Here is a 21,479-nt window from a genome sequence, read left to right as displayed (position 1 = left end):
CAGAATAACTATTTAGGCAATACAACCTTCTCAACCCGTATTCCTGCTGAGATAATTTCAGGCAGAGAATCCATTCGCATATACTGCTGTAATTGAAATTTGTATGGGCCAGGTTGCTCAAATTTAAAATTTTCTAATAGTATCAATTGATGATCGAAAACATCACCCAAACCATCGCCATAAGGCTCTCCAGTTTTAGGATCGAATAGATTATAATTTACTAACTCTTTTTTAAGCTGGTTGTTCAACGTATCGCTTAAAGAGTAAGTAATGTAAATATTTTCATAAGGATACGCTACTGTATTTCTAATATTAAAGTAGAGGTTATACTCCTCATCCAATTTGGGTACATTAAACTGGAAATTTAATGTAGAATCTGCCATCCATATTTTATTGTCAAGATCGGCATTTTGCTCAAATACCCTGTTCTCATCGCAAGCCGAGAAAACTGCTAGAATTACTAATAGATAGAAATACTTCATTCAGAACGTTTGGGCTTATTTTGGTTTTGATTTTGATTTGGGCCTTGGTTTCTATTCTTTCTTCGCTTGTTCCTCTTCTTACCCTTATTTTTAGATTTAGTCTTGAATTTATTATCCATTCTTTCCAAATCACTATTCAGGTTTACCTCCTCTTTGCCGGCTTCATCATCTTCTAACAGGGAGGCAGGTTTTTTGCCGGCCTTATTCAGTTTAAGAATCTCATTAACTCTTTTGATATTGATCGGGTGCCAGGTGTTTTCATCGTCATAACCAAACCACATAATTTTTCTAAAAATATCAGTTTTCTGAAGTTTGGCTATACCCTTTTCTGTTTGTAATGGCCGATCAATTTTTGGAATATCTTCTAATGCCTGCATGTAGGTGTCCAATTCATAATTGAGGCAACACTTCAACCTGCCGCACTGACCTGAAAGTTTACTCGGATTCAATGATAAATTTTGATACCTGGCTGCGCTGGTACTGACACTCTTAAAATCGGTAAGCCAGGTAGAACAGCATAACTCTCTGCCACATGAGCCAATACCGCCTAGCCTTCCTGCTTCTTGTCTTAGGCTTATCTGGCGCATTTCTACTCGTATCTTAAACTCGCCAGCCAGTAGTTTTATTAATTCTCTAAAATCAACTCTATCATCCGCTGAGTAATAGAATGTTGCCTTAGAATTATCTGCCTGATACTCCACATCCGAAAGTTTCATTTCAAGCTTAAGATCATCAATAATTTGGCGTGCTCTATAGAGAGTAGGCATCTCTCTGTTTTTTACCTCCTCATATTTTTCAAGGTCTTTTTGATGAGCAATGCGATAAATCTTCTTGATCTCATCGTCATTCTTAATCTTCTTCTTTTGCATCTGAAGACGTACTAACTCACCTTGTAGAGAAACGTGGCCAATATGATGCCCATTAGGGACATCTACTACCACTGCGTCTCCTGTTGTTAGATCAAGGTTGTCGGAATTTTTGAAGTACTCCTTGTGGCCGCCTTTGAAACGTACTTCTACCACATTAAATTTATCTACAACCGGCATATCCATATTAGATAGCCAGTCAAAAACGTTCATTTTATTGCACCCTCCAGTTTGACAACCACCATTATTGTTACAACCAGAGACTTTACTTCCTGAACTACACGTACCGCATCCCATCGTTCATCAATTTTAGTCCGTCAATAAAGATAAATAATTCAAAATTTTAAACTATCCGTGCTGATAAAATATCTTTCCCGATATCTTTTCTGTAATACATGCCATCCCAGGATATTGATTTGACAGCAGTATAAGCCGATTTCAGGGCTTCCTCAAGATCAGAGCCTCTTCCTAAAACGGTAAGCACTCTTCCACCATTTGTTAATACTTCGTAATCTTCCTGTTTTGTGCCAGCATGAATCACTAATGTTTCTGTGACATCCGCTAATCCCTGGATTGATTTTCCTTTTTCATAACTGCCTGGATAACCACCAGAAACCAACACCACACCTGCTACAGTAAAATCTCCGATCTCAAGGTTGTAATCGTGTAATTGACCGGTTGCCGCAGCATCCAGCATATCCACTATATCACTTTGTATTCTTGGTATTACGGCCTGCGTTTCAGGATCACCCATTCTAACGTTATATTCTATCACATAAGGGTTGCCGGCCACATTCATCAAACCAATAAATATAAAGCCTTTGTAATCTATCTTTTCTTTCGCCAGTCCATCAACGGTAGGTTTAATAATTGTATCTTCTACCTTTTTCATGAAAGATTCATCAGCAAACTTCACTGGTGATACAGCTCCCATTCCACCTGTGTTTGGTCCAGTATCGCCTTCTCCAATACGTTTATAATCCTTAGCCTCCGGTAGCACTATATAATCCTTCCCATCAGTAAGTACGAAGACTGATAATTCAATACCATCAAGAAACTGCTCGATAAGCACTTTAGAACTTGCTTCACCAAACTGCTTATCCACTAGCATAGCCCTTAAAGTCTCTTTCGCTTCCTCTTTCGTTTCTGCAATAACAACACCCTTACCTGCTGCTAAACCGTCTGCTTTTAACACTATGGGCATCGTGCAATTGTCTAAGTACACAAAGCCTTCTTCTAAGGTATCTGCTGTAAAGGTTTTTGCTTCAGCGGTTGGTATGCCATATTTCTGCATAAAAGATTTACTAAAATCTTTACTCCCTTCTAATTGTGCACCTTTTTTACCCGGTCCAACAATTTTAATTTTCTTTAGGGCTTCGCTTGCCTCAAAGTAATCTCTGATACCGTTTACTAGAGGGTCTTCCGGCCCAACAACAATAAGATCTATCTCATTTTCTACAGCAAACAGGCCAATTGCTTCAAAATCATTTACCTGTATATCTACATTCTCGGCTATTAAGTCAGTGCCTGCATTGCCAGGGGCCACAAACACCTGAGTGCAGTTAAAACTTTGTGAAATTTTCCAGGCCAATGTATGTTCACGGCCGCCACTTCCTAATACTAATATGTTCATCTAATAATATGCTTTTTCAGAAAGAGGCAAAGTTATACAATTGTATTTAAGGAGATAATTGGCAAGAGGATAATATTCTAGTTGGCGTATTCAGACATGAATTTGATACGCATAAGTCGAAGTTCTTCCTCTGAATAGTCATCGTTATCTTCGTCATCCAAGGCATCTTCAATGCTATCTGTATCAGCATTTAGGAAATACTCAAAAATATCCTCCTGCTTATCCTGATCAAGGATATCATCGATATAATAATCAAGATTGAGTTTTGTGCCCGAATAACAAATGTTTTCAATTTCATCCAGCAAACTTTCGAATGAAATGCCTTTTGATTCAGCAATTTCATCTAGATCTACTTTCCTATCTATCTGCTGAATAATGAATATTTTAAGCTTGGATTTATTTACAGATGACTTAACCACCACATTGGAAGCTGTGGTAATTTCATTCTCATCCACATATTCTTTGATCAACTCCAGGAATGGCTGCCCAAATTTCTTGACCTTACCCATACCTACCCCATTAATCTGGGAAAGTTCTTCCTCAGTAGTAGGGTATGTGGTTGCCATCTCCTCCAATGAAGGATCCTGAAAAATTATCCATGGCTGTAAACCCTTTTTATCGCCTTCTTTCTTTCGTAGTGCTTTTAAAAGAGTGAAAAGTTCTTCATCATAAGCCTTTGCATTGACAGGCACTCTTTCTGCCTCCTCTTCTTCCTCACCAACCGTATATTCATGGTCTTTTGCCAACATTACAGACTCAGGGCTTTTTAGAAACTTCTTCCCTTTCTCAGATAGCTTTAGTACGCCAATATTCTCAATATCCTTTTCCAGGTATTCGTAAATCAGTGTTTGACGAATTACTGTCTTCCAGAAATCCTCACCTTCCTCATCACCTTTACCGAAAATATCGAGTTTATCATGATCATAAGATTGGGTATGGGCATTGCTGATGCCTCGCAACACATGAGCAATGTGATTCAATCCAAATCGCTCGCCCGTCTGCTGTACAGCTTGAAGCACCAATGAGACATATTCCTGTCCTTCAAATTTATCTTTAGGGGTTACGCAATTATCACAACCACCACAATTGTCTACAGTAAATTCCTCTCCAAAGTAATGTAACAACTGTTTTCTTCTGCACACTGGTGATTCAGCGTAAAACGACATTTCCTGAAGCAGAACCCTTGAGTTTTCACGCTCCTGCACAGGCTTGTCTTTATTAAACTTTTCCAGTTTATTAATATCGTTATGACTATAGAGCATTAAACAGTGGCCTTCCAAGCCATCTCTACCTGCCCTGCCCGTTTCCTGATAGTACCCTTCAAGGGATTTCGGAACATCATAGTGAATAACAAATCGAACATCGGGCTTATCAATACCCATACCAAATGCGATGGTCGCTACAACGATATCAACATTCTCATTCAGAAAATCATCCTGATTTTTTTCACGAACAGCTGGCTCCAGCCCTGCGTGATATGGCACTGCATTAAAGCCGTTCACACTAAGTAGCTCAGCAATTTCTTCCACCTTCTTTCTGCTCAGGCAATAGACAATACCACACTTACCTTTATTCTTTTTAAGAAACTCAATTACCTGTTTTTTGGCATGTTTCTTTTGTCGAACATCGTAGAACAGATTAGTCCGGTTAAATGATGACTTAAACACACTGGCATTCTCCATATTCAAATTTTTCTGAATATCGAGCTGCACTTTGGGCGTAGCAGTAGCAGTTAGGGCTATGATAGGAAGTTGGCCTATCTGCGCAATAATTTCTTTTATCCTTCTGTATTCAGGTCGGAAATCATGCCCCCATTCTGAAATACAGTGAGCTTCATCAACAGCTACAAAGGCTATGTCTACTTTCTTAAGAAAATCTACATTATCAGGTTTTGTTAATGATTCTGGGGCCACATAAAGTAATTGAATTTCACCATTCAAGCACTCTTTCTTAACCCTGTTAATTTCAGTTTTGGTTAGCGTAGAATTCAGGTATTGTGCATTAATACCAAAGGCATTCATCTGATCTACCTGATTCTTCATTAATGCGATGAGTGGAGATATAACCACCGCCAAACCATCTGCCACTAAAGAAGGTAATTGATAACACAATGACTTACCGGCACCTGTCGGCATAATCACGAACGTATTCTTCCCCTCCAGGATATGTCTGATGATACCCTCTTGATTTCCACGGAATTGGCTGTAGCCAAAAACCTCTTTTAATTTTCCACGTAATATATCGGTCTGTTCTGCGAGCATCCAGGTCAATTTTAAAGTGCCATTTCGATTCGATTTACTATCTTTGACGCGCCCTGATTACTAATCTTAAAGGACATTGAAGTTAGCAAAAAATATCCAGAATATCGCCAAAAGAGTACTCATAAATGAGTCTGAGGCATTAAACAATATAGCCAATTATATTGACGATCAATTTGAAGAATGCGTAGAGGCAATCTATAATTCGAAAGGCAGAGTGGTTATTACAGGAATAGGCAAGAGTGCGATTGTGGCAAGTAAAATTGTGGCTACATTAAATTCTACCGGAACTCCTTCACTCTTTATGCATGCAGCCGATGCCATTCATGGTGATTTAGGAATGATCCAGGATAATGACATTGTTATATGCATCTCTAAAAGCGGAAATACACCTGAAATAAAAGTTTTGGTTCCGTTAATCAAGCGTACCAATTGCAAACTTGTTGGGCTGGTTAGTAATGTTGATTCTTATTTAGGCCAGCAAGCCGACTATGTATTAAATGCCACCATAGCCGATGAAGCTTGCCCCAATAGTTTAGCTCCAACAACAAGCACTACGGCCCACATGGCCATGGGCGATGCATTGGCTGTTTGCTTAATGGAGCTTAAAAGTTTTACAAGTGAAGATTTTGCTAAGTATCATCCGGGTGGAGCTTTAGGTAAGCAGCTTTATTTAAAAGTAGATGATATTATTTCGCATAATGAGGTGCCTATTGTACAACACGATGCAGGATTTAAAGAAACTATTCTTGAAATTTCTTCTAAGCGATTAGGAGCAACTGCCGTGCTAAAAAATGATGAGTTAATAGGTATTGTAACTGATGGCGATCTAAGGCGAGGTATAGAAAAAGGCATTGATTTAGATAAAGTGGTAGCTGAACAGATAATGTCCGTGAATCCAAAGCAAGTTGAAAAGGGAGACTTTGCGGTAAAGGCACTAAATGTGATGCAGCAAAATAACATTAGTCAGGTAATTGTAATGGATGGCAATAAAGTAGCCGGCTTTGTTCACCTTCACGACCTATTAAAAGAAGGTATCATTTGATAACCAATCCGATGAATAAACATAATTACGTTGTAATAATGGCAGGTGGAGTAGGCAGCCGTTTTTGGCCCTACAGTAGAACTACAAAGCCAAAGCAATTTTTAGACATTTTAAACACAGGTCGTACATTAATTCAAATGACCTACGACCGCTTTAAAAGCAAAGTGCCTGAAGAAAATATTTATGTTGTAACTCATCAGGACTATGGCGATTTAGTGAAGGATCAACTTCCTAAACTAACAAGCGACCAAATTCTTTTGGAGCCACTTAGAAGAAACACAGCGCCATGCATCGCATATGCATCTTATAAAATATCTAAAAAAGACCCAGATGCAATCATTACTATTGCCCCTTCTGATCACTTGATTGTAAATGAAGGTGAGTTTCATACATTCTGGGAAAAAGCATTGAACGCTGCCGAAGATCAGCAGAAATTAATAACACTAGGCCTGAAACCCAACAAACCAGAAACCGGCTTTGGGTATATTCAGTTTTTAGATGAAAAGGGCAGTTTAAAAAAAGTAAAAACATTTACTGAAAAGCCCGAAAGAGCGTTAGCAGAAAAATTTATTGAAAGCGGAGATTTTTTGTGGAACTCTGGCATTTTTATTTGGGGCGTTCAGGCCATCATTAACGCCATTGAAGAATGTTTACCTGAAATGAGTGAACTCTTTGAAGAAGCCCTTCCTAAATTAAGTACGCCCGATGAGGCTGCCGTAATATCCACCGTTTATTCACAGTGCACTAATATTTCTATTGACTTTGGTGTCATGGAGAGTGCTGCCTCAGTCTATGTTGTTCCTTCAGATTTTACCTGGTCTGATTTAGGTTCTTGGAATGCCCTACATGAACATAGCGAGAAAGACTCTAACGACAATGTTGTTCAGGCTAACGCATTGGTTTATGACACGAAAAATACACTCATTAAAGGCCCAAAAGAAAAGTTGATTATTGTACAAGGCCTGCAAAATTATATGGTAACTGAGTGTGACAATGTGCTACTTATTTGCAGGAGAGATAATGAGCAGAAATTCCGAGACTTTGTAGCGGATGTTAAGAAATCTAAGGGCAAGGAATATTTATAAACTTCTTTGCCGAACGGCCTCGAACACTGCGATGCCGGCCGAGACAGAAACGTTTAGTGAATCAATATTACCTGACATGGGAATAAACATTTGATGATCTGAAAGCTTCAAATACTCTTCTGAAATACCATCTTCCTCAGAGCCCATGATGATAGCTGCCGGTTTGTTGAAATCACACGAATAAATTGACTCAGTGGCCTTTTCCGTACATGCAAAAATGGTAATCCCACTTTGCTTTAAATAATCTAACGTTTTCTTCAGATTGTCTTCTCTGCAAATAGGAATGTAGTTTAAGGCACCGGCAGAAGTTTTCATTGCATCGGCATTAATGGCCGCCCCACCTCTTGACGGTATAATAATAGCATCGACACCTGCACATTCGGCTGTTCTTGCTACCGCTCCAAAATTTCGCACATCAGTAACTCTATCCAACATGAGTAAAAGGGGCTCCTTACCTTTCTGATAAGTCTCATTAATTACGTTGTCTAAAGAAGCATACTGGATGGATGAAATGTAGGCAATAGCTCCCTGATGATTTTTTCGAGTAACCCTATTTAACTTTTCTATAGGCACCGTAGAAAATGGTACCCCATAAGATTTAGCCACTTTAATTAGCTCTTTAATCAAATCATTTGATAAGCCTTTTTGAATTAGAAGCTTATCAATTTCTTTGCCTGCTTCAATGGTTTCAAGAATTGCGCGTGTGCCAAATACCAGGTTATCTTTATTTATATGCTTCATTTAAATATTGCGTTTCTTAATAAATTAATGGCTTCGTACCATGATTCAGCATGCTTTTTCTCCCTAATCAATACATAATGTGCAGGAGAAAATAATGTTGATGTTTTGATGAACTGGTATTTTCTTTTTGGCAAATGTCGATCTTCCTGATAATTCCATATCTCTTTATTCCCAATTTTTTCGATACTATCCGGAGTGCCCATGATCAAATAGATCATACCCATATCTGTTTTCCAGCCTTCTTTAAAGGTTGTGTAATTCGTATTTACATATTCGACCCTATCATAAAACAGTCGAATAATTTTCTTCGCCCGTTCTGGGTTGCCCGCTAATTGCAACCAAAACTTATCAAACTTCCTCTTATCATCACCCACTTCAGCAAGAGTCATCTGCTCCTCATCATCTGTAATATAAATTAAAGGCTGAGTAAGCTCTTCCACTGTTGTAAACCTTGGGTAATAATAGGGTTCGACCCTAATGGTAAGTGCCTTGTTAGAGGCAGTGTCACTTTGCATCATATATATACCAGGCCTTTTCATTTCTATCGCCTCCTGAAAAACGAAAGAAGAATCGATGCTCATTTCCTGCGAAGGAGCTTCATTTCTGGTGGTCATTGGAGGTAAGGCTACGCTAAAGTTGTGGCTATAATAAAATACGTGAATATTCTTATTTGTTGTATGATAGCCTCCTGGATTCACCCAATACCTGAGTACCGGTAAGTTTTTTGAATCAAAGAGGATAAAAGGATGTGATTCGTTGATTTCATGAACGAAATTAAAAGTCAAACCATCGGAAAGTTTAATCAGCCTTGTTTTTAGTTTGGGTTTAAGAACGCTTTTTGGAAAAGAAAATTTAAAGTAGTGCTGATTTCCGTTATTGCCCAGGTATGCACTATCCAAATAAGCAATCAGGTTTTCTTCACTTTCAGAAGCAGTACTAAACTGGAATTTATAGTTGTAAAGTCTTGATGTTTTTGCATCTAAATCTATCTCCAAGTATAAATGTAAGGAGTCATTAGAGGTTACTGACATCATGGAAACTCCAACGTTGCCGGTATTCTGAGCCAGAATTGTATGACTAAAAAATATTAAAACTGCGGATACTACTATTCTAATGGCTCGCATTAATTTTCAATTGTATTGATAAATTAAGGTGATACTGGGCAAATAAAAAAAGAGCATCAGGTTATTTCTTTTGAATTGACCTATTTTTGCAAAAAATTTTTAACATGGGCGTATACACAACCGAAATAGCATCTGATAAAATAGCATCTGACAACCCAATACATCAGCGACTACTTAAAGCATATTATGTGGCTGAAGATTTAGTAAAGGGCGATTTGCTGGAAGTAGGTTGTGGTGAAGGTAGAGGTATTGATTTATTACAACCTAAATGCAACACTTTTACGGCCATTGACAAGATTGATGAAGTAATCGAATCTCTTTCAAAAAAATATCCTGATGCGACATTTATTCAGGACAATATTCCTCCATTCAACAAAATCAAGGATAATCAGTACGACAGCATTGTCACTTTTCAGGTGATAGAGCATATTAAAAACGACAAGCTTTTTCTTCAAGAAATTAAGCGTGTATTAAAGCCTGGAGGTAAAGCATATATCAGTACGCCAAATATTAAGCTGACACTATCGAGAAACCCCTGGCATATTCGGGAATACACTGCGCAGCAACTCACCGATTTGGCTAAATCCATTTTTGATAAGGTAGAGATGAAAGGTATTGGCGGTAATGAAAAGGTGATGGAATATCATGAGAAAAACAGAAAGTCCGTAGAGAAAATCACCCGATTTGACATTCTAAATTTGCAATACCGATTGCCCGCTCCATTGCTGAGAATTCCTTACGACATTCTCAATAGATTTAACAGAAATAAGCTTAAATCAAGCAATGATTCGCTGGTAAATGAAATTCATCACACTGATTATTTACTTCAGGATGATGCTGATAAAGCTCTTGATTTGTTTTTGATTGTGGAGAAGTAAGACTACTTACCTTTCAACTTCTCGATCTCAGCTGTCAATTCTTCTACTTTTTCCTTTGCTCGTTCTTCTGAGGTAACATCTTTTGAAATAACCGCAGCACCAATGATTGCGCCCTTTTGATCCCTAACAGGGAAACACTCAGTTATTATTTTAAGTACTTTATCTCCCACAGGACGATCCTCTTTAAACCTCAATTCTTCTCCATTAAGTGTCTTGGCATATCGTTCTTTCCAGGTTTTTAGTGCATCCCCTGAAAGTACATCCAGTATACTCATTCCCTCACTCAGCTCAAGGCCATTGGCTTTAAATCTATCTTTAAGCGTCTTATTTGCATAGATAATATTGTAATCAACATCCATAGCAAAATAGGTATTATCTGTATTGTTTACCATGGCATCTAGCACAGAGCTTTTTTGCTGAACTGCTATTTCAAACTGTTTTTTATCGGTTACATCTCTTGAGAATACAGAAACCCCTAAGATATAGCCGTTATCGTCTTTTATTGGATTGATAAAGTACTCACGATAAGTGTCCTCACCTTGTACAGAGCTTTTTAAAACAAAATCCAGAGCCTCACCTGCTAAAGCCCTGTCGTAGTAACCTTTCCACTCATCACGTACATCGCCCAACATATCCAAGGCATTGGCACCTTCCCTCATATCTTCATACTGAGTGCCTTTGTATCTTTCTTTTACAACCCTGTTCATGATAAGAATCTTATAGTTCCTATCCATCGTAATAATAGAGTCCGTTGTATTGTTGATTAAGGCATTTAGATTTGCCTCTTTTTCACCCAATTCCCTCTGTGTTCTACCCATCTCTTCCTGAGTAGCCTGCATCTCCTCCATATTCTGGCGCATCTCCTCCTCTTGCGACTGCATCTCTTCAGTCATTTGTCTTGATTGCTCAAGCAATTCTTTGGTTTGCTGATTTGTTTGCGCTGAAATTATTGTAGAAGCAATGCTTTCACCCACCTTTTCTAAGAATTCAATGTCATTATCCGTAAAAACATCAAATGAAGCTAATTCTATAACCCCAACAATTTCTTCATTAGATTTTAGTGGCACCAGCACCAAACTGTTCGGGTTGGCAATACCTAAACCTGAAGTAATGCTAATATAATGATCAGGCACATCGGTCATCACAATAGTCTTTCGTTCTATTGCTGCCTGCCCGATTAATCCCTGTCCAAGCTCAATGCGCTTCTCTAAGTATTTCTTTCTTTCATATGCGCGGCACGCCATTAATTGCAAGTAGCTTTCATCGTTATTCTCATCCTTCTGCAGAATGAAAATACCGCCCTGATTGGCACGCATGTATTTCACTAAATTCTGAATTACCTGATCGCATAGCTCTTCAAGGTTATCAGTGTTATTTCTAAGAATCTCTCCAATGGATGCTAATCCAACATTTACAAATTTTTCTTTTGACTCACGCTCGGCTGCTTCTACCAAACTATCACGCATATTCATGAGCGACTCGCCCAGTTTATCTGCTTTTTCAGCGGCATATTCTGCGGCCAAATTTCCTTTACTAATGCTGTTGGCAAAGTTGATGTTAGTATCCATCAGGCTTAACTGATCTTGCATTTGCATGTTATTAATTCCTGATTCTCTGGTTTGCCCTTTCTGTAAATTTGCCCACAGAATACATAATGCACCGTAAAACAATAACAAGCCCAAGTGTAGAATTACATTTTTGTAAGTCAGTTCCGGTATGTTCTCTAACATGCCATTTAACTCACCGCCTGACATTTGGCTATAGAATAAGTATAGAAATGTAAATACTGCGTAGGCTATAAGCGGTACAAGAACGCGCCAATCTTCATAGAAGAGAAGTACAGTAAGCCCAATGAAATAGAAAAAATGCATTTCGTACATTCCATGCATTTGGAGAATAAACTGAACAGCAAAATTCCAAAGGAGCAAACTAACAATGAGTCTGAACCAAATAGTACCACCAATTAATGACCTGGCTCCTAAATATATGCCTAAGGAAATTGCTCCCATGACAAACGCCAAAATATACGTGTCATAAAATACTGACAGGCCAATGCCCAGGAAGAAAAAGCCATAAATGAAATAGCGTACTATTCCATCAGCTTCTTCATGAACTTTATTGTGGAAAGGTTGAATTTTATCTTGGGGTATTGCACTTGTTTCTTGCATGAAAAAAGTAATTACACGTGTAATTTAATAAACGGTAACCAAGATAACTACAAAGAAGAATATTTACAATTTAACGATTGGCAGAATAAAGCCTTAAACGCCTTCAGCCTCAACTGATTGAACCTCTGGAAGCATACGTTTCATCAGATTTTCGATACCCGCTTTTAAGGTAACTGTTGACGAAGGACAGCCGCTGCAAGAACCTTGTAATAAAACCTTAAGAATGCCATTTTCGAAAGAATGGAAGGTGATGGCGCCACCGTCTTGCTCTACGGCAGGTCTAATATATTCATCTAAAATGCCTTTGATTTTTTTTACTGTCTCCGAATCATTTTCATTGATTTCGTTGGCATCATTAATTTCTTCAACTACTCTCTTTCCGGCTTCAAGATAATTTTTGATAATCTCCTTTACTTTATCTCGTACCTCAATCCAATCAATGTCCTCCTTTTTGGTAACTGTAACGAAATTGGCCATAAAGAACACGCGATCAACAAAATCTAATTTAAAAAGCTCTTGCGCTAAAGGCGAGTTAGATGCTTCCTCAACATTTGGAAAATCTAAACTAACACCATCGGGTAGCAACATAAAATTCGCTACAAATTTTAAGGAGTTAGGATTCGGGTTGGCCTCCATGTAAATGTTAACAGCTCTTGTCGATTGTATACTCGTTGATTGCATAAAATTTCAATTTAGATCAAAAACAAAATCCGATCAGATTAGTTCGTGGTATTTAATATTTACTCAATTCTCCTTCTGATTTCGCCACAAGGGTCGAAACTGTAGCGTCACCTGTAACATTCACAACCGTACGGCACATATCTAAGATTCGATCTACAGGAAATATAATTGCTATCCATGCAGGATTTAACCCTACCGATTGTAGTACAATAATCATCATTACTAAACCAGCACTTGGTGTAGCAGCTGCGCCAATGGAAGCTAATGTAGCCGTTAAAACTATCGTTAATTGTTGACCCAAGGATAAGTCTACCATGTGCATTTGCGCCATAAATATTACAGCTACAGCCTGGTACAAACTTGTACCGTCCATATTTACTGTTGCACCAATAGGCAACACAAAGCTGCTGATGTTTTTGGATACACCCATATTATCTTCAATACACTCCATTGTAACCGGTAGTGTTGCTGCACTTGAGCTTGTTGAAAATGCCAAAAACTGGGCCGGGCTTATGTTCTTAAAAAACTCTTTGTAAGATAATTTTTTAATGAATGCTGTAATTATCAATGGATAAAAGACGAACACCATAAAAAATAAACCCGCTACCAAAGTTAATGAGTAAGAACCTAGCCCTTTAAATATCTCAAAAACTTCCGCTGGTGTATCTGCCATTTTAGCTATCACCCCAGCGAGCAGGGCAAATACAAAAAATGGCGCAGCTTTCATTACCATATCCACCATCTTTAGGAACACAGCATTAATACTATTTACAAAATCTATCACAGGCTTGGCCTGTTCTGCGGGAATTAACACAAGTGTTATTCCAAAGAATATGGCGAAGAATATTACCTGAAGCATAAGCCCGTTATCCGAGATGGCCAACACTACATTTTCAGGCACCATCTCCACGATAAAAGTCAATGGGCTTTTTTGTTTAGTCTTTTCAGCCGTACTCATTTTGTCTTCAATGGAAGCATTTTTTGCGTCCATTTTTTTGAGTTCACTTTCGCTAATCACTTCTTCAACCTTAGAGCGAAGATTTGGGTCTTCTAAAAAGTTTCTGCCATCGCGCGGTTGAGGAACACCGGGAGTATCTTGCACCCATTTTTCGTAGGATATTCTGTTTTTTATGCGCTGTTCTTCATCCAGCATGGCACCCGGCTTAACAGTATTTACCAATATTAAACCTACACCTACTGCTATTAATGTGGTAGTCAAATATAAAATAAGTGTTTTGGCACCGAGCCTACCTAATTTTGAAATATCTGTGAGTGAAGAAACACCTGAAATGATTGAGAACAATACCAATGGCACGGCTATGTATTTCAGAAGTCTTATAAAAATTGTCCCAAATGGATCAATCCAATCAATTGTAAACTCATTCCAGCCTAAATAACTTGAGACAAAAGCCCAAATAATTCCTGCTACAAGCCCTAATATGATCTTAGTATGTAATGGTAAGTTCTTCATATTTTAAAAATTAGCGCAATTTACCCGATTGGCCTATCATATAAAAGTCAGCAATAACTAGTGCTGCCATAGCCTCCACAATAGGCACTGCGCGAGGAACAACACATGGATCGTGCCTTCCCTTGCCAGAAACGGTTACTTCATTTCCCTCTTTATCTACGCTCTGCTGATCCTTCATTATCGTGGCCACAGGTTTGAAGGCTACATTAAAGTAAATATCTTCTCCATTGGAAATTCCCCCTTGTATTCCTCCGGAGTGATTAGTTTTTGTCTTTACCTGATTTCCTTCTTTTATATATTCATCATTATGCTGAGACCCTCTCATAGTTGTTCCATGAAAGCCACTACCATATTCAAAACCTTTCACCGCATTTATACTTAGCATTGCCTTACCAAGCTCGGCATGCAGCTTGTCAAAAACCGGCTCACCAAGTCCCACAGGAGTTCCTTTAATAATTCCAGTAACCACCCCACCTATAGTATCCTGATCTTTACGCACTGAGTCGATTAACTCAATCATTCTATCGGCCGTTTTCTGATCCGGGCAACGAACGATATTACTCTCAGTTTTGGATATATCTAGTTGGGTGTAATGAGGTGCTGATACATCTCCAACCTTCGAAACATAGGCATTTACATCTACACCAATACTTTTCAAAAAGAGTTTCGCTATTGCTCCGGCAGCAACTCTGGCTGCGGTTTCTCTGGCCGAACTTCTACCTCCACCACGGTAATCTCGCAAGCCATACTTTTTCTCGTAGGTATAGTCTGCATGAGAGGGCCTGAATTTATCTGCTATATGAGAATAATCTTTGCTCTTCGCATCTTTATTACGGATTAAAATGGCAATTGGCATTCCCGTACTTCTGCCTTCAAAAACTCCCGATAAAATTTCAAACTTATCTTCTTCTTTTCTTTGGGTGGTTATTTTGGATTGTCCCGGTTTCCTTCTATCCAATTCCGATTGAATGAATTTTTCATCTAACTGAATGCCTGCCGGACACCCATCAATGGTAACACCAATCGCTGCACCATGAGACTCTCCAAATGTTGTGATTTTAAAAAGTTGACCGAATGAATTTCCCACGACTTAGTTAATTGTTAGTTATTTCTTTAAGAATATTACCGCAGAGGTTACTAACATACCTAAAATTAAAAGGTTGGCCAATAATTGAATCCAATCGTCATTATCGAGACTTTCCAGTGTATTATCTGCAAATTCTATTTCATCATAGAAAGACCCTAGATCATTAGATTGAATTGATTCATTCTTCTTACTCTCACCAATCACACTGAGTACCTTTTCTGATTTCAGCGTATCGTATTTGCCGTTGTTTGGATTGAAGAAAACCCACTGAAAGTAATCGCCCAGTTTATATTCTCCCGGCTCTTTTGGAATACCATAATAGCTAAAGGATTTAGAACCTGTAACTCTGCCGCCTCTTCTATTTATATTTTGGGTGACGTTTGGTTCATAAAAATCGAAATTATTGTCAGAGTCTATCATTGGTTTATTTACCGCAGATACATTGCCCTCACCATATATACCAAATTGATAAGAAAAGCTCTGGCCCGTTTCGGTCTCCGTTTGATTAATATCCTCAGATAAATGGTAATCACCTACAGCCACCTGATCCTTGAGTGGGTGTGGAGGAAGTTGTTTGACTTTTACTGTTTTTGGCTTTGAATAGAATGTCTTAAAATCTTCCTGCCTGTTCTGGCCAAAGAATGAAGGGTTTCTAGCAACCTTATACTTAATCATTTCTAATCCAACTTGAGGGAAATTAATGTTCTCAGCATTCAGTGGATAAAAAGCCCCTTGATAAATTTTATACTGAGTATATCGCTTTCTATTAATTTCAACTGACTCACCATTGATGTTTTCGATATTAAAATTCTCTTCCCAACAGTTTTCTGGGCGCAAGTCTTTTAATATCCCTGATAGTTGTTTACCCAACTCGTAAAACTGCAATGGCGCTCTGTTGCTTTCTGCAACAAAGAATGATAATGTAGCCGTAACTCCTTCACCAACATAAATTTCTTTTTTATTAGTGGTAAGCGCTAGAAAAGCATCTTCATCAATATCTATAAATTCAGTTTCTCCACGACCACCAAAATCATCAAAAGGGTCTCTGTCAAATAAACTTCTGAAAGGATCCCGGCTTCTTTGGCGTTGTACTGGTGCGCCCACTTTTACGGTGGTACCGGGTGAAGAAATTTTCTTTCCATTTACTGTCATCGTGAATGCTGGTACATTTACCTGCCCTTGTCGCTGTGGCACATAGGTCATGGTAATACTTTGCGATGATGATATCTGGCCATTGATTATTTGCGTACTGGAGGATGAAGAAGTCCCTCTTTTTTGAAATCCTTCAATATCAGGGAAATCATCATAGCTCTGCAATCGCTCGTTAGATACAGTGATGGTTATTGTCCAGGCCTGATTTTCACCGATTTCGTTGGGTCCTAACTTAACATCAATCTCCTGAGCTATAACTTTTGAACATAGTCCGGTTAAGACAAAACAAAATGTAAATATCCAACTCTTCATATCTCTTTGAATCCTTCTTATCGTTACTAACGTACAAATGTATGGCAATCTTAATAATGCATTAACGAATACTTTATTAAAGGTTGTTAATTTTGATAAATCAATCAGAATACCATATCAATCATGCTAGAATATTTTAAGACAATTCTCGATAAAGTAAGTTTTGACCTGAAGCTTTTTGAAAAGGAATTGAAAAAAGCCATAAAATCATTGGTAGCAGAAGAAATTGAAGAACTCAGAAAATGGTGCTATTTTAATTATGGAGAATCACATCAGCTAGTATTGCAGCGGTGCTTTACCCATTAACTTTTCTGGGAATTGAATTTAATATTCCTTTGTAGCCCGTTAAACTTCGTTCTCTTTACTGCTGATTTTTTAAAGACTTTCCGAAATACTTCTTCTGTCATTTCCTCCCAATCTGATTTAGTCATCTCTTTTAAATCATGGTGAGGTTCAAACTGAGGCTCAGAATGAGGTTTAGAAAATCTGTTCCAAGGACATACATCCTGGCAGATATCACACCCAAATATCCAGTCCTGCATTTGGCCTTTAAACTCTGATGGAATATTATCCTTTAATTCAATAGTTAAGTATGAGATGCATTTACTACCGTCAACTACATAAGGTTCCGGAATAGCATCTGTCGGACAGGCATCCATACATGCGGTACAAGTGCCACAATAATCTTGTGCTGGTCCATCATACGTAAGTTCAAGATCAAGTATTAATTCTGCTAAAAAGAAAAAGCTACCCATAGAGCGATTTAAAAGCAGGCTATTTTTACCTATCCAACCTACGCCTGATTGTGTTGCCCATTGGCGCTCCATCACAGGAGCACTATCTACAAAAACTCTACCCGAAATCTCTCCAATATTCTCTCTTAAGTCTTCTAAAAATCCTTTGAGCTTATCCTTGATAACAAAATGGTAGTCTTTACCATAAGCATACTTAGCTATTTTATAAGTGTTTTCATTCGCTAAATCTTCTTTAGGATAATAGTTGTAAACCAATGAGATAACCGATTTTGCTCCCGGTACTAGCTTTGTGGGGTCGAGGCGCTTGTCAAAATGATTTTCTAAGTAACTCATTTTTCCCTGATAGCCTCGTTTCAGCCAGTTTTCCAACTTGTTTGCTTCTTCTTCTAAGTACCTGGCTTTGGATATACCACAAAAAGAAAAGCCCATTTCATGGGCTTTTTGTTTTATTATTCGAGTGTGCTTATCTGCAGTTAAATTAGCCATCTTATCAAAGATAGCCGCTCTAACTGTTCCAGCAATGGAAATATTACTTATTCACGATATTGAGACCCTTTACCAAAATATATAAAGGTTCAGTAATCAACGGCACTGTAGATTTATACTTAGAAAGCATATTTACCTGTGCTTCATTTTTATCAGCGGCTTTAGAGTTTAATGTAAATAGGGATACACATACTGCAATCGCCACGCCTAATACAATAATTAAAGTTCTGTGTTGTTGGGTTTTCATTTTCTTACTGATTTGATCAGTTAGTACCTGTTAGACGAAAATTATTACAGAATGTTAACAAAAATTGAAAAAAATATTCCTTGATTAGTCAAAAAGACCCCCAGTTCGAGTAGGAGGAACAATTTTTAAATGTTTATAGGCAAGCTCCGTTGCTTCTCTACCTCGCGATGTTCTTTTAATGTAACCTTCCTTAATTAAAAAAGGCTCATAGACTTCTTCAATAGTTTCAGCCTCTTCTCCACAAGCAGTGGCGATGGTAGAAATTCCTACAGGCCCACCTTTAAATTTTTCAATGATTGTCGAAAGAATACGATTATCCATATCATCTAATCCATGGTCATCTACATCCAAAGCACTAAGTGCCATTTTTGCAATTTCCATGTTGATGTTACCATCCCCTTTTATTTCGGCAAAGTCGCGTGTTCTTCTTAATAAGTTGTTGGCTATTCTAGGTGTACCTCTGCTTCTTCTGGCAATTTCTATGGCAGCATCTCTGTCTATTGAAGTGCTTAAAATACTGCAAGACCTTTCAACAATGTTTGATAGCAGATCGGCATCGTAATACTCTAACCTTGAGTTGATACCAAATCTAGCTCTCAAAGGAGAAGTTAATAGACCAGAGCGCGTTGTTGCGCCTATTAAGGTAAATGGCGATAGCGTGATTTGAACTGTTCTCGCACTGGGCCCTGAGTCCAACATGATATCAATCTTAAAATCCTCCATTGCAGAGTACAAATACTCCTCCACAATAGGATTTAATCGATGGATTTCATCAATAAAAAGAACATCATTATCCTCCAGGTTAGTGAGAAGTCCGGCCAAATCTCCGGGTTTATCCAAAATTGGCCCTGAAGTAACTTTAATATTGGTGTTCAGCTCGTTAGCAATAATATGAGAAAGAGTGGTTTTACCCAGACCGGGAGGGCCATGTAAAAGTACATGGTCTAACGGCTCACCTCTTTTCTTGGCAGCCTGAACAAATACTTTGATGTTATCTACAACTTTCTGCTGACCAGTGAAATCGCTAAAACTTAACGGCCTGAGTGCTCTTTCAAACTCCTTTTCTTCAGGTCCAAAATGGTCGTCATCAGCTTGTAGATAATCTTCTCTCATATTCCGGCATTTACTGTGCTAAAGTAAACATTAGCCATTCCAATTTCATTAATTTGCAGCAAATTTTAGTGCAATGACTCTACGTTGGAAAAACATCTTATACACTTTAGGTTTATTCTCGGCCATGTTTTTAGTATGGCATTACCGCCAGGATAAAACTGCCGAGCTGATCTGGTTTCAGGGTAAAACGATGGGACCTATTACCTACAATGTAAAATACGCAGATCCCAAGAAAAGGAATTTCAAAAAAGAAGTTGATAGCCTTTTAGTGGTGTTTAATCAAAGTCTGAACACCTACATCCCAACATCAGAAATAAGCAAGTTCAATACAAGTGATGAATTCCAATTTAAACTTCCTTTTTTTTACGAGGCGCTATCTGTGTCTAAAGACATTTACGAAAAAACGGAAGGAGCTTTCGATCCTAGTATTGGCCCTTATATCAATGCATGGGGGTTTGGCCCGGAGGATGGTTTTATCCCAGATTCCGTTTATATAGATTCGTTAAGTCAATTTGTTGGATATGAAAAAGTATCATTCACGAATGACATTGTTACTAAATCTGATTCAAGAGTAAACATCAGTTTTAGTGCTTCGGCTAAAGGTTATGGAGTAGATGTAGTGGCTGAATATCTTGAGTCAAAAAACATTGAAAACTATTTTGTTGAGATTGGTGGGGAAGTTCGTGTAAAAGGTAAAAATGTGGCTAGCAATAAGTCATGGTCTGTTGGTATTTTACATCCTGATTCTGATGAGCTGCAACAGAAATTTTTTGCGATAGTTCAGCTCAAAGATCAGGCATTAGCAACAAGTGGAAATTACTTTAATTATCATATTGTGGAGGGCGTAAAGTATGGCCATACCATTGACCCAAAGACGGGCTATCCGATAGAACATAAGCTGCTGAGTGCTTCTGTTTTTGCCCCCACCTGCCATGAGGCCGATGCGTTGGCTACTGCGTTTATGGTTATGGGTAAGGAAACAACCATTCAGTTTTTAGAAAATCATAAAGAATACGATGCTTACTTATTGTTCAGTAATGATGATGGAAGCATATCGGCTTTCGCCACAGCGGGAATTGAAAATAGCATTGAAAAGACACAATGAGCAAAAAAGAGTGGTTTGGCGAGTGGTTTGATTCCCCCTATTATCATGTGTTGTACAAACACAGAGATCATGAAGAAGCGCAAGCATTTATAGATAACCTGACGGACTATCTTGAGGTGAATAAATCGCACAAGATTCTGGATTTAGCGTGTGGAAAGGGTAGGCATAGTATCTATCTAAATAAGAAAGGATATGATGTTGTGGGCGTTGATTTATCTTCACAAAACATTGAGTATGCTAAGCAATACGAAAATGAAAGATTGCATTTTGATATTCATGATATGCGTGAGTCATTTGCGCATCAAGAGTTTGATTTTGTACTAAATCTCTTTACCAGCTTCGGCTATTTTGAAACAAAAGAGGAACATCTAAAAGCAATTAAATCAGTGGCTGATAGCCTCAAACCGGGCGGTATCTTCATATTAGATTTTTTGAATCCTTACACGGTCGTGCATCATCTAAAGCCTAATGAGACCAAGCGAATAGGTAAAATTGTCTTTGAAATTTCGAAACATCTGAGTGCTGATGACTATATCATAAAAGACATTGAATTTAATGATGGTGGTAAGCAATATCATTTTCAGGAGAAGGTGAAAGCACTACGTAGAAAAGATTTTCTAGACTTTTTCCTTGAGGCTGGTTTATCTATTGAACATATATTTGGAGACTACTCTTTAGCACCTTACCAAGCAGAAGAATCAGATCGCATGATTTTTCATCTCCGAAAATAATTCACAAGCCGTTTTAATAATCTTACTTATAAAGTTCAAATGCGTCAAACTCAATTTTG

The 21,479-nt window shown here is 38.2% G+C and carries 20 protein-coding genes; 6 read left to right on the top strand and 14 right to left on the bottom strand.

Translation table 11 applies throughout. The features are described from left to right. Positions 1–8: 8 nt before the first annotated feature. The 4 genes from JR347_RS05335 to recQ all read right to left on the bottom strand — a co-directional run bounded on the left by JR347_RS05335 (position 9) and on the right by recQ (position 5,242). Positions 9–482, bottom strand: a complete 474-nt coding sequence (locus JR347_RS05335) for a gliding motility lipoprotein GldH (protein WP_205723018.1) — start codon at positions 480–482, stop codon at positions 9–11. After that, positions 479–1,645 (bottom strand): PSP1 domain-containing protein, encoded by a 1,167-nt coding sequence (locus JR347_RS05330; protein WP_205723017.1) that lies wholly within the window; start codon positions 1,643–1,645, stop codon positions 479–481. Before JR347_RS05330 ends, JR347_RS05335 begins: the two co-directional genes overlap by 4 nt. Positions 1,646–1,691: 46 nt before the next feature. Next, entirely contained in the window at positions 1,692–2,981 is a 1,290-nt protein-coding gene (gene purD / locus JR347_RS05325; protein WP_205723016.1) for a phosphoribosylamine--glycine ligase, read from the bottom strand. A 77-nt stretch (positions 2,982–3,058) separates the two neighbouring features. Beyond that, positions 3,059–5,242 carry a DNA helicase RecQ gene (gene recQ, locus JR347_RS05320; protein WP_205723015.1) on the bottom strand — a complete coding sequence of 728 codons (2,184 nt, stop codon included), beginning with the start codon at positions 5,240–5,242 and terminating at the stop codon, positions 3,059–3,061. Between the two features lie 76 nt (positions 5,243–5,318). Here recQ and JR347_RS05315 point away from each other — a divergent pair, with 76 nt between their 5' ends. Then, on the top strand, positions 5,319–6,284 hold the full coding sequence (locus tag JR347_RS05315) for a KpsF/GutQ family sugar-phosphate isomerase (protein WP_205723014.1): 966 nt from the start codon (positions 5,319–5,321) through the stop codon (positions 6,282–6,284). A gap of 11 nt (positions 6,285–6,295) precedes the next feature. After that, positions 6,296–7,369, top strand: a complete 1,074-nt coding sequence (locus JR347_RS05310) for a mannose-1-phosphate guanylyltransferase (RefSeq protein ID WP_205723013.1) — start codon at positions 6,296–6,298, stop codon at positions 7,367–7,369. Here the strand turns inward: JR347_RS05310 and rlmB are convergent. Beyond that, on the bottom strand, positions 7,364–8,110 hold the full coding sequence (rlmB, locus tag JR347_RS05305) for a 23S rRNA (guanosine(2251)-2'-O)-methyltransferase RlmB (RefSeq protein ID WP_205723012.1): 747 nt from the start codon (positions 8,108–8,110) through the stop codon (positions 7,364–7,366). The two genes, JR347_RS05310 and rlmB, sit on opposite strands and share 6 nt — an antisense overlap. Next, positions 8,107–9,234, bottom strand: a complete 1,128-nt coding sequence (locus JR347_RS05300) for a GWxTD domain-containing protein (protein WP_205723011.1) — start codon at positions 9,232–9,234, stop codon at positions 8,107–8,109. The genes rlmB and JR347_RS05300 overlap by 4 nt, the downstream gene beginning before the upstream one ends. Positions 9,235–9,338: 104 nt before the next feature. Here JR347_RS05300 and JR347_RS05295 point away from each other — a divergent pair, with 104 nt between their 5' ends. After that, positions 9,339–10,112 carry a class I SAM-dependent methyltransferase gene (locus JR347_RS05295; RefSeq protein WP_205723010.1) on the top strand — a complete coding sequence of 258 codons (774 nt, stop codon included), beginning with the start codon at positions 9,339–9,341 and terminating at the stop codon, positions 10,110–10,112. A gap of 2 nt (positions 10,113–10,114) precedes the next feature. On the opposite strand, the gene JR347_RS05290 is transcribed toward JR347_RS05295, so the two are convergent. From JR347_RS05290 to JR347_RS05270, 5 genes are all read right to left on the bottom strand, one after another. Continuing rightward, positions 10,115–12,280 (bottom strand): GAF domain-containing protein, encoded by a 2,166-nt coding sequence (locus JR347_RS05290; protein WP_205723009.1) that lies wholly within the window; start codon positions 12,278–12,280, stop codon positions 10,115–10,117. 93 nt (positions 12,281–12,373) lie between these two features. After that, entirely contained in the window at positions 12,374–12,961 is a 588-nt protein-coding gene (locus JR347_RS05285; RefSeq protein ID WP_205723008.1) for a NifU family protein, read from the bottom strand. 52 nt (positions 12,962–13,013) lie between these two features. Beyond that, positions 13,014–14,432 carry a dicarboxylate/amino acid:cation symporter gene (locus JR347_RS05280; protein ID WP_205723007.1) on the bottom strand — a complete coding sequence of 473 codons (1,419 nt, stop codon included), beginning with the start codon at positions 14,430–14,432 and terminating at the stop codon, positions 13,014–13,016. Positions 14,433–14,442: 10 nt separating this feature from the next. After that, positions 14,443–15,519, bottom strand: coding sequence for a chorismate synthase (aroC, locus tag JR347_RS05275; protein ID WP_205723006.1), 1,077 nt, complete (start codon positions 15,517–15,519; stop codon positions 14,443–14,445). Between the two features lie 18 nt (positions 15,520–15,537). Then, entirely contained in the window at positions 15,538–16,983 is a 1,446-nt protein-coding gene (locus JR347_RS05270; RefSeq protein ID WP_205723005.1) for a BatD family protein, read from the bottom strand. A 123-nt stretch (positions 16,984–17,106) separates the two neighbouring features. Here JR347_RS05270 and JR347_RS05265 point away from each other — a divergent pair, with 123 nt between their 5' ends. Beyond that, the gene (locus JR347_RS05265) at positions 17,107–17,289 is read left to right on the top strand and encodes a hypothetical protein (protein ID WP_205723004.1); all 183 of its coding nucleotides are present in this window, start codon (positions 17,107–17,109) and stop codon (positions 17,287–17,289) included. Here the strand turns inward: JR347_RS05265 and queG are convergent. The 3 genes from queG to ruvB form a co-directional block, all read right to left on the bottom strand. Then, positions 17,286–18,224 (bottom strand): tRNA epoxyqueuosine(34) reductase QueG, encoded by a 939-nt coding sequence (gene queG / locus JR347_RS05260; protein WP_205723003.1) that lies wholly within the window; start codon positions 18,222–18,224, stop codon positions 17,286–17,288. The genes JR347_RS05265 and queG overlap by 4 nt on opposite strands. Before the next feature lie 43 nt (positions 18,225–18,267). Beyond that, the gene (locus JR347_RS05255) at positions 18,268–18,471 is read right to left on the bottom strand and encodes a hypothetical protein (protein ID WP_205723002.1); all 204 of its coding nucleotides are present in this window, start codon (positions 18,469–18,471) and stop codon (positions 18,268–18,270) included. Between the two features lie 84 nt (positions 18,472–18,555). Further along, positions 18,556–19,584 carry a Holliday junction branch migration DNA helicase RuvB gene (gene ruvB / locus JR347_RS05250; RefSeq protein WP_205723001.1) on the bottom strand — a complete coding sequence of 343 codons (1,029 nt, stop codon included), beginning with the start codon at positions 19,582–19,584 and terminating at the stop codon, positions 18,556–18,558. Positions 19,585–19,657: 73 nt separating this feature from the next. Between ruvB and JR347_RS05245 the strand changes: the two genes are divergently transcribed. Both JR347_RS05245 and JR347_RS05240 read left to right on the top strand, forming a co-directional pair. After that, the gene (locus JR347_RS05245; RefSeq protein ID WP_205723000.1) at positions 19,658–20,689 is read left to right on the top strand and encodes an FAD:protein FMN transferase; all 1,032 of its coding nucleotides are present in this window, start codon (positions 19,658–19,660) and stop codon (positions 20,687–20,689) included. Then, a complete protein-coding gene (locus JR347_RS05240) occupies positions 20,686–21,420 on the top strand; it encodes a class I SAM-dependent methyltransferase (protein ID WP_205722999.1) in 735 nt (244 codons plus the stop codon). The genes JR347_RS05245 and JR347_RS05240 overlap by 4 nt, the downstream gene beginning before the upstream one ends. Positions 21,421–21,479 lie beyond the last annotated feature (59 nt).

Origin of the sequence: Fulvivirga lutea, assembly GCF_017068455.1 — a bacterium.
In the GTDB taxonomy this organism is placed as follows: domain Bacteria; phylum Bacteroidota; class Bacteroidia; order Cytophagales; family Cyclobacteriaceae; genus Fulvivirga; species Fulvivirga lutea.
Note: the sequence above shows the minus strand (reverse complement) of the source record. Positions and strands in the feature narration are given on the sequence as shown.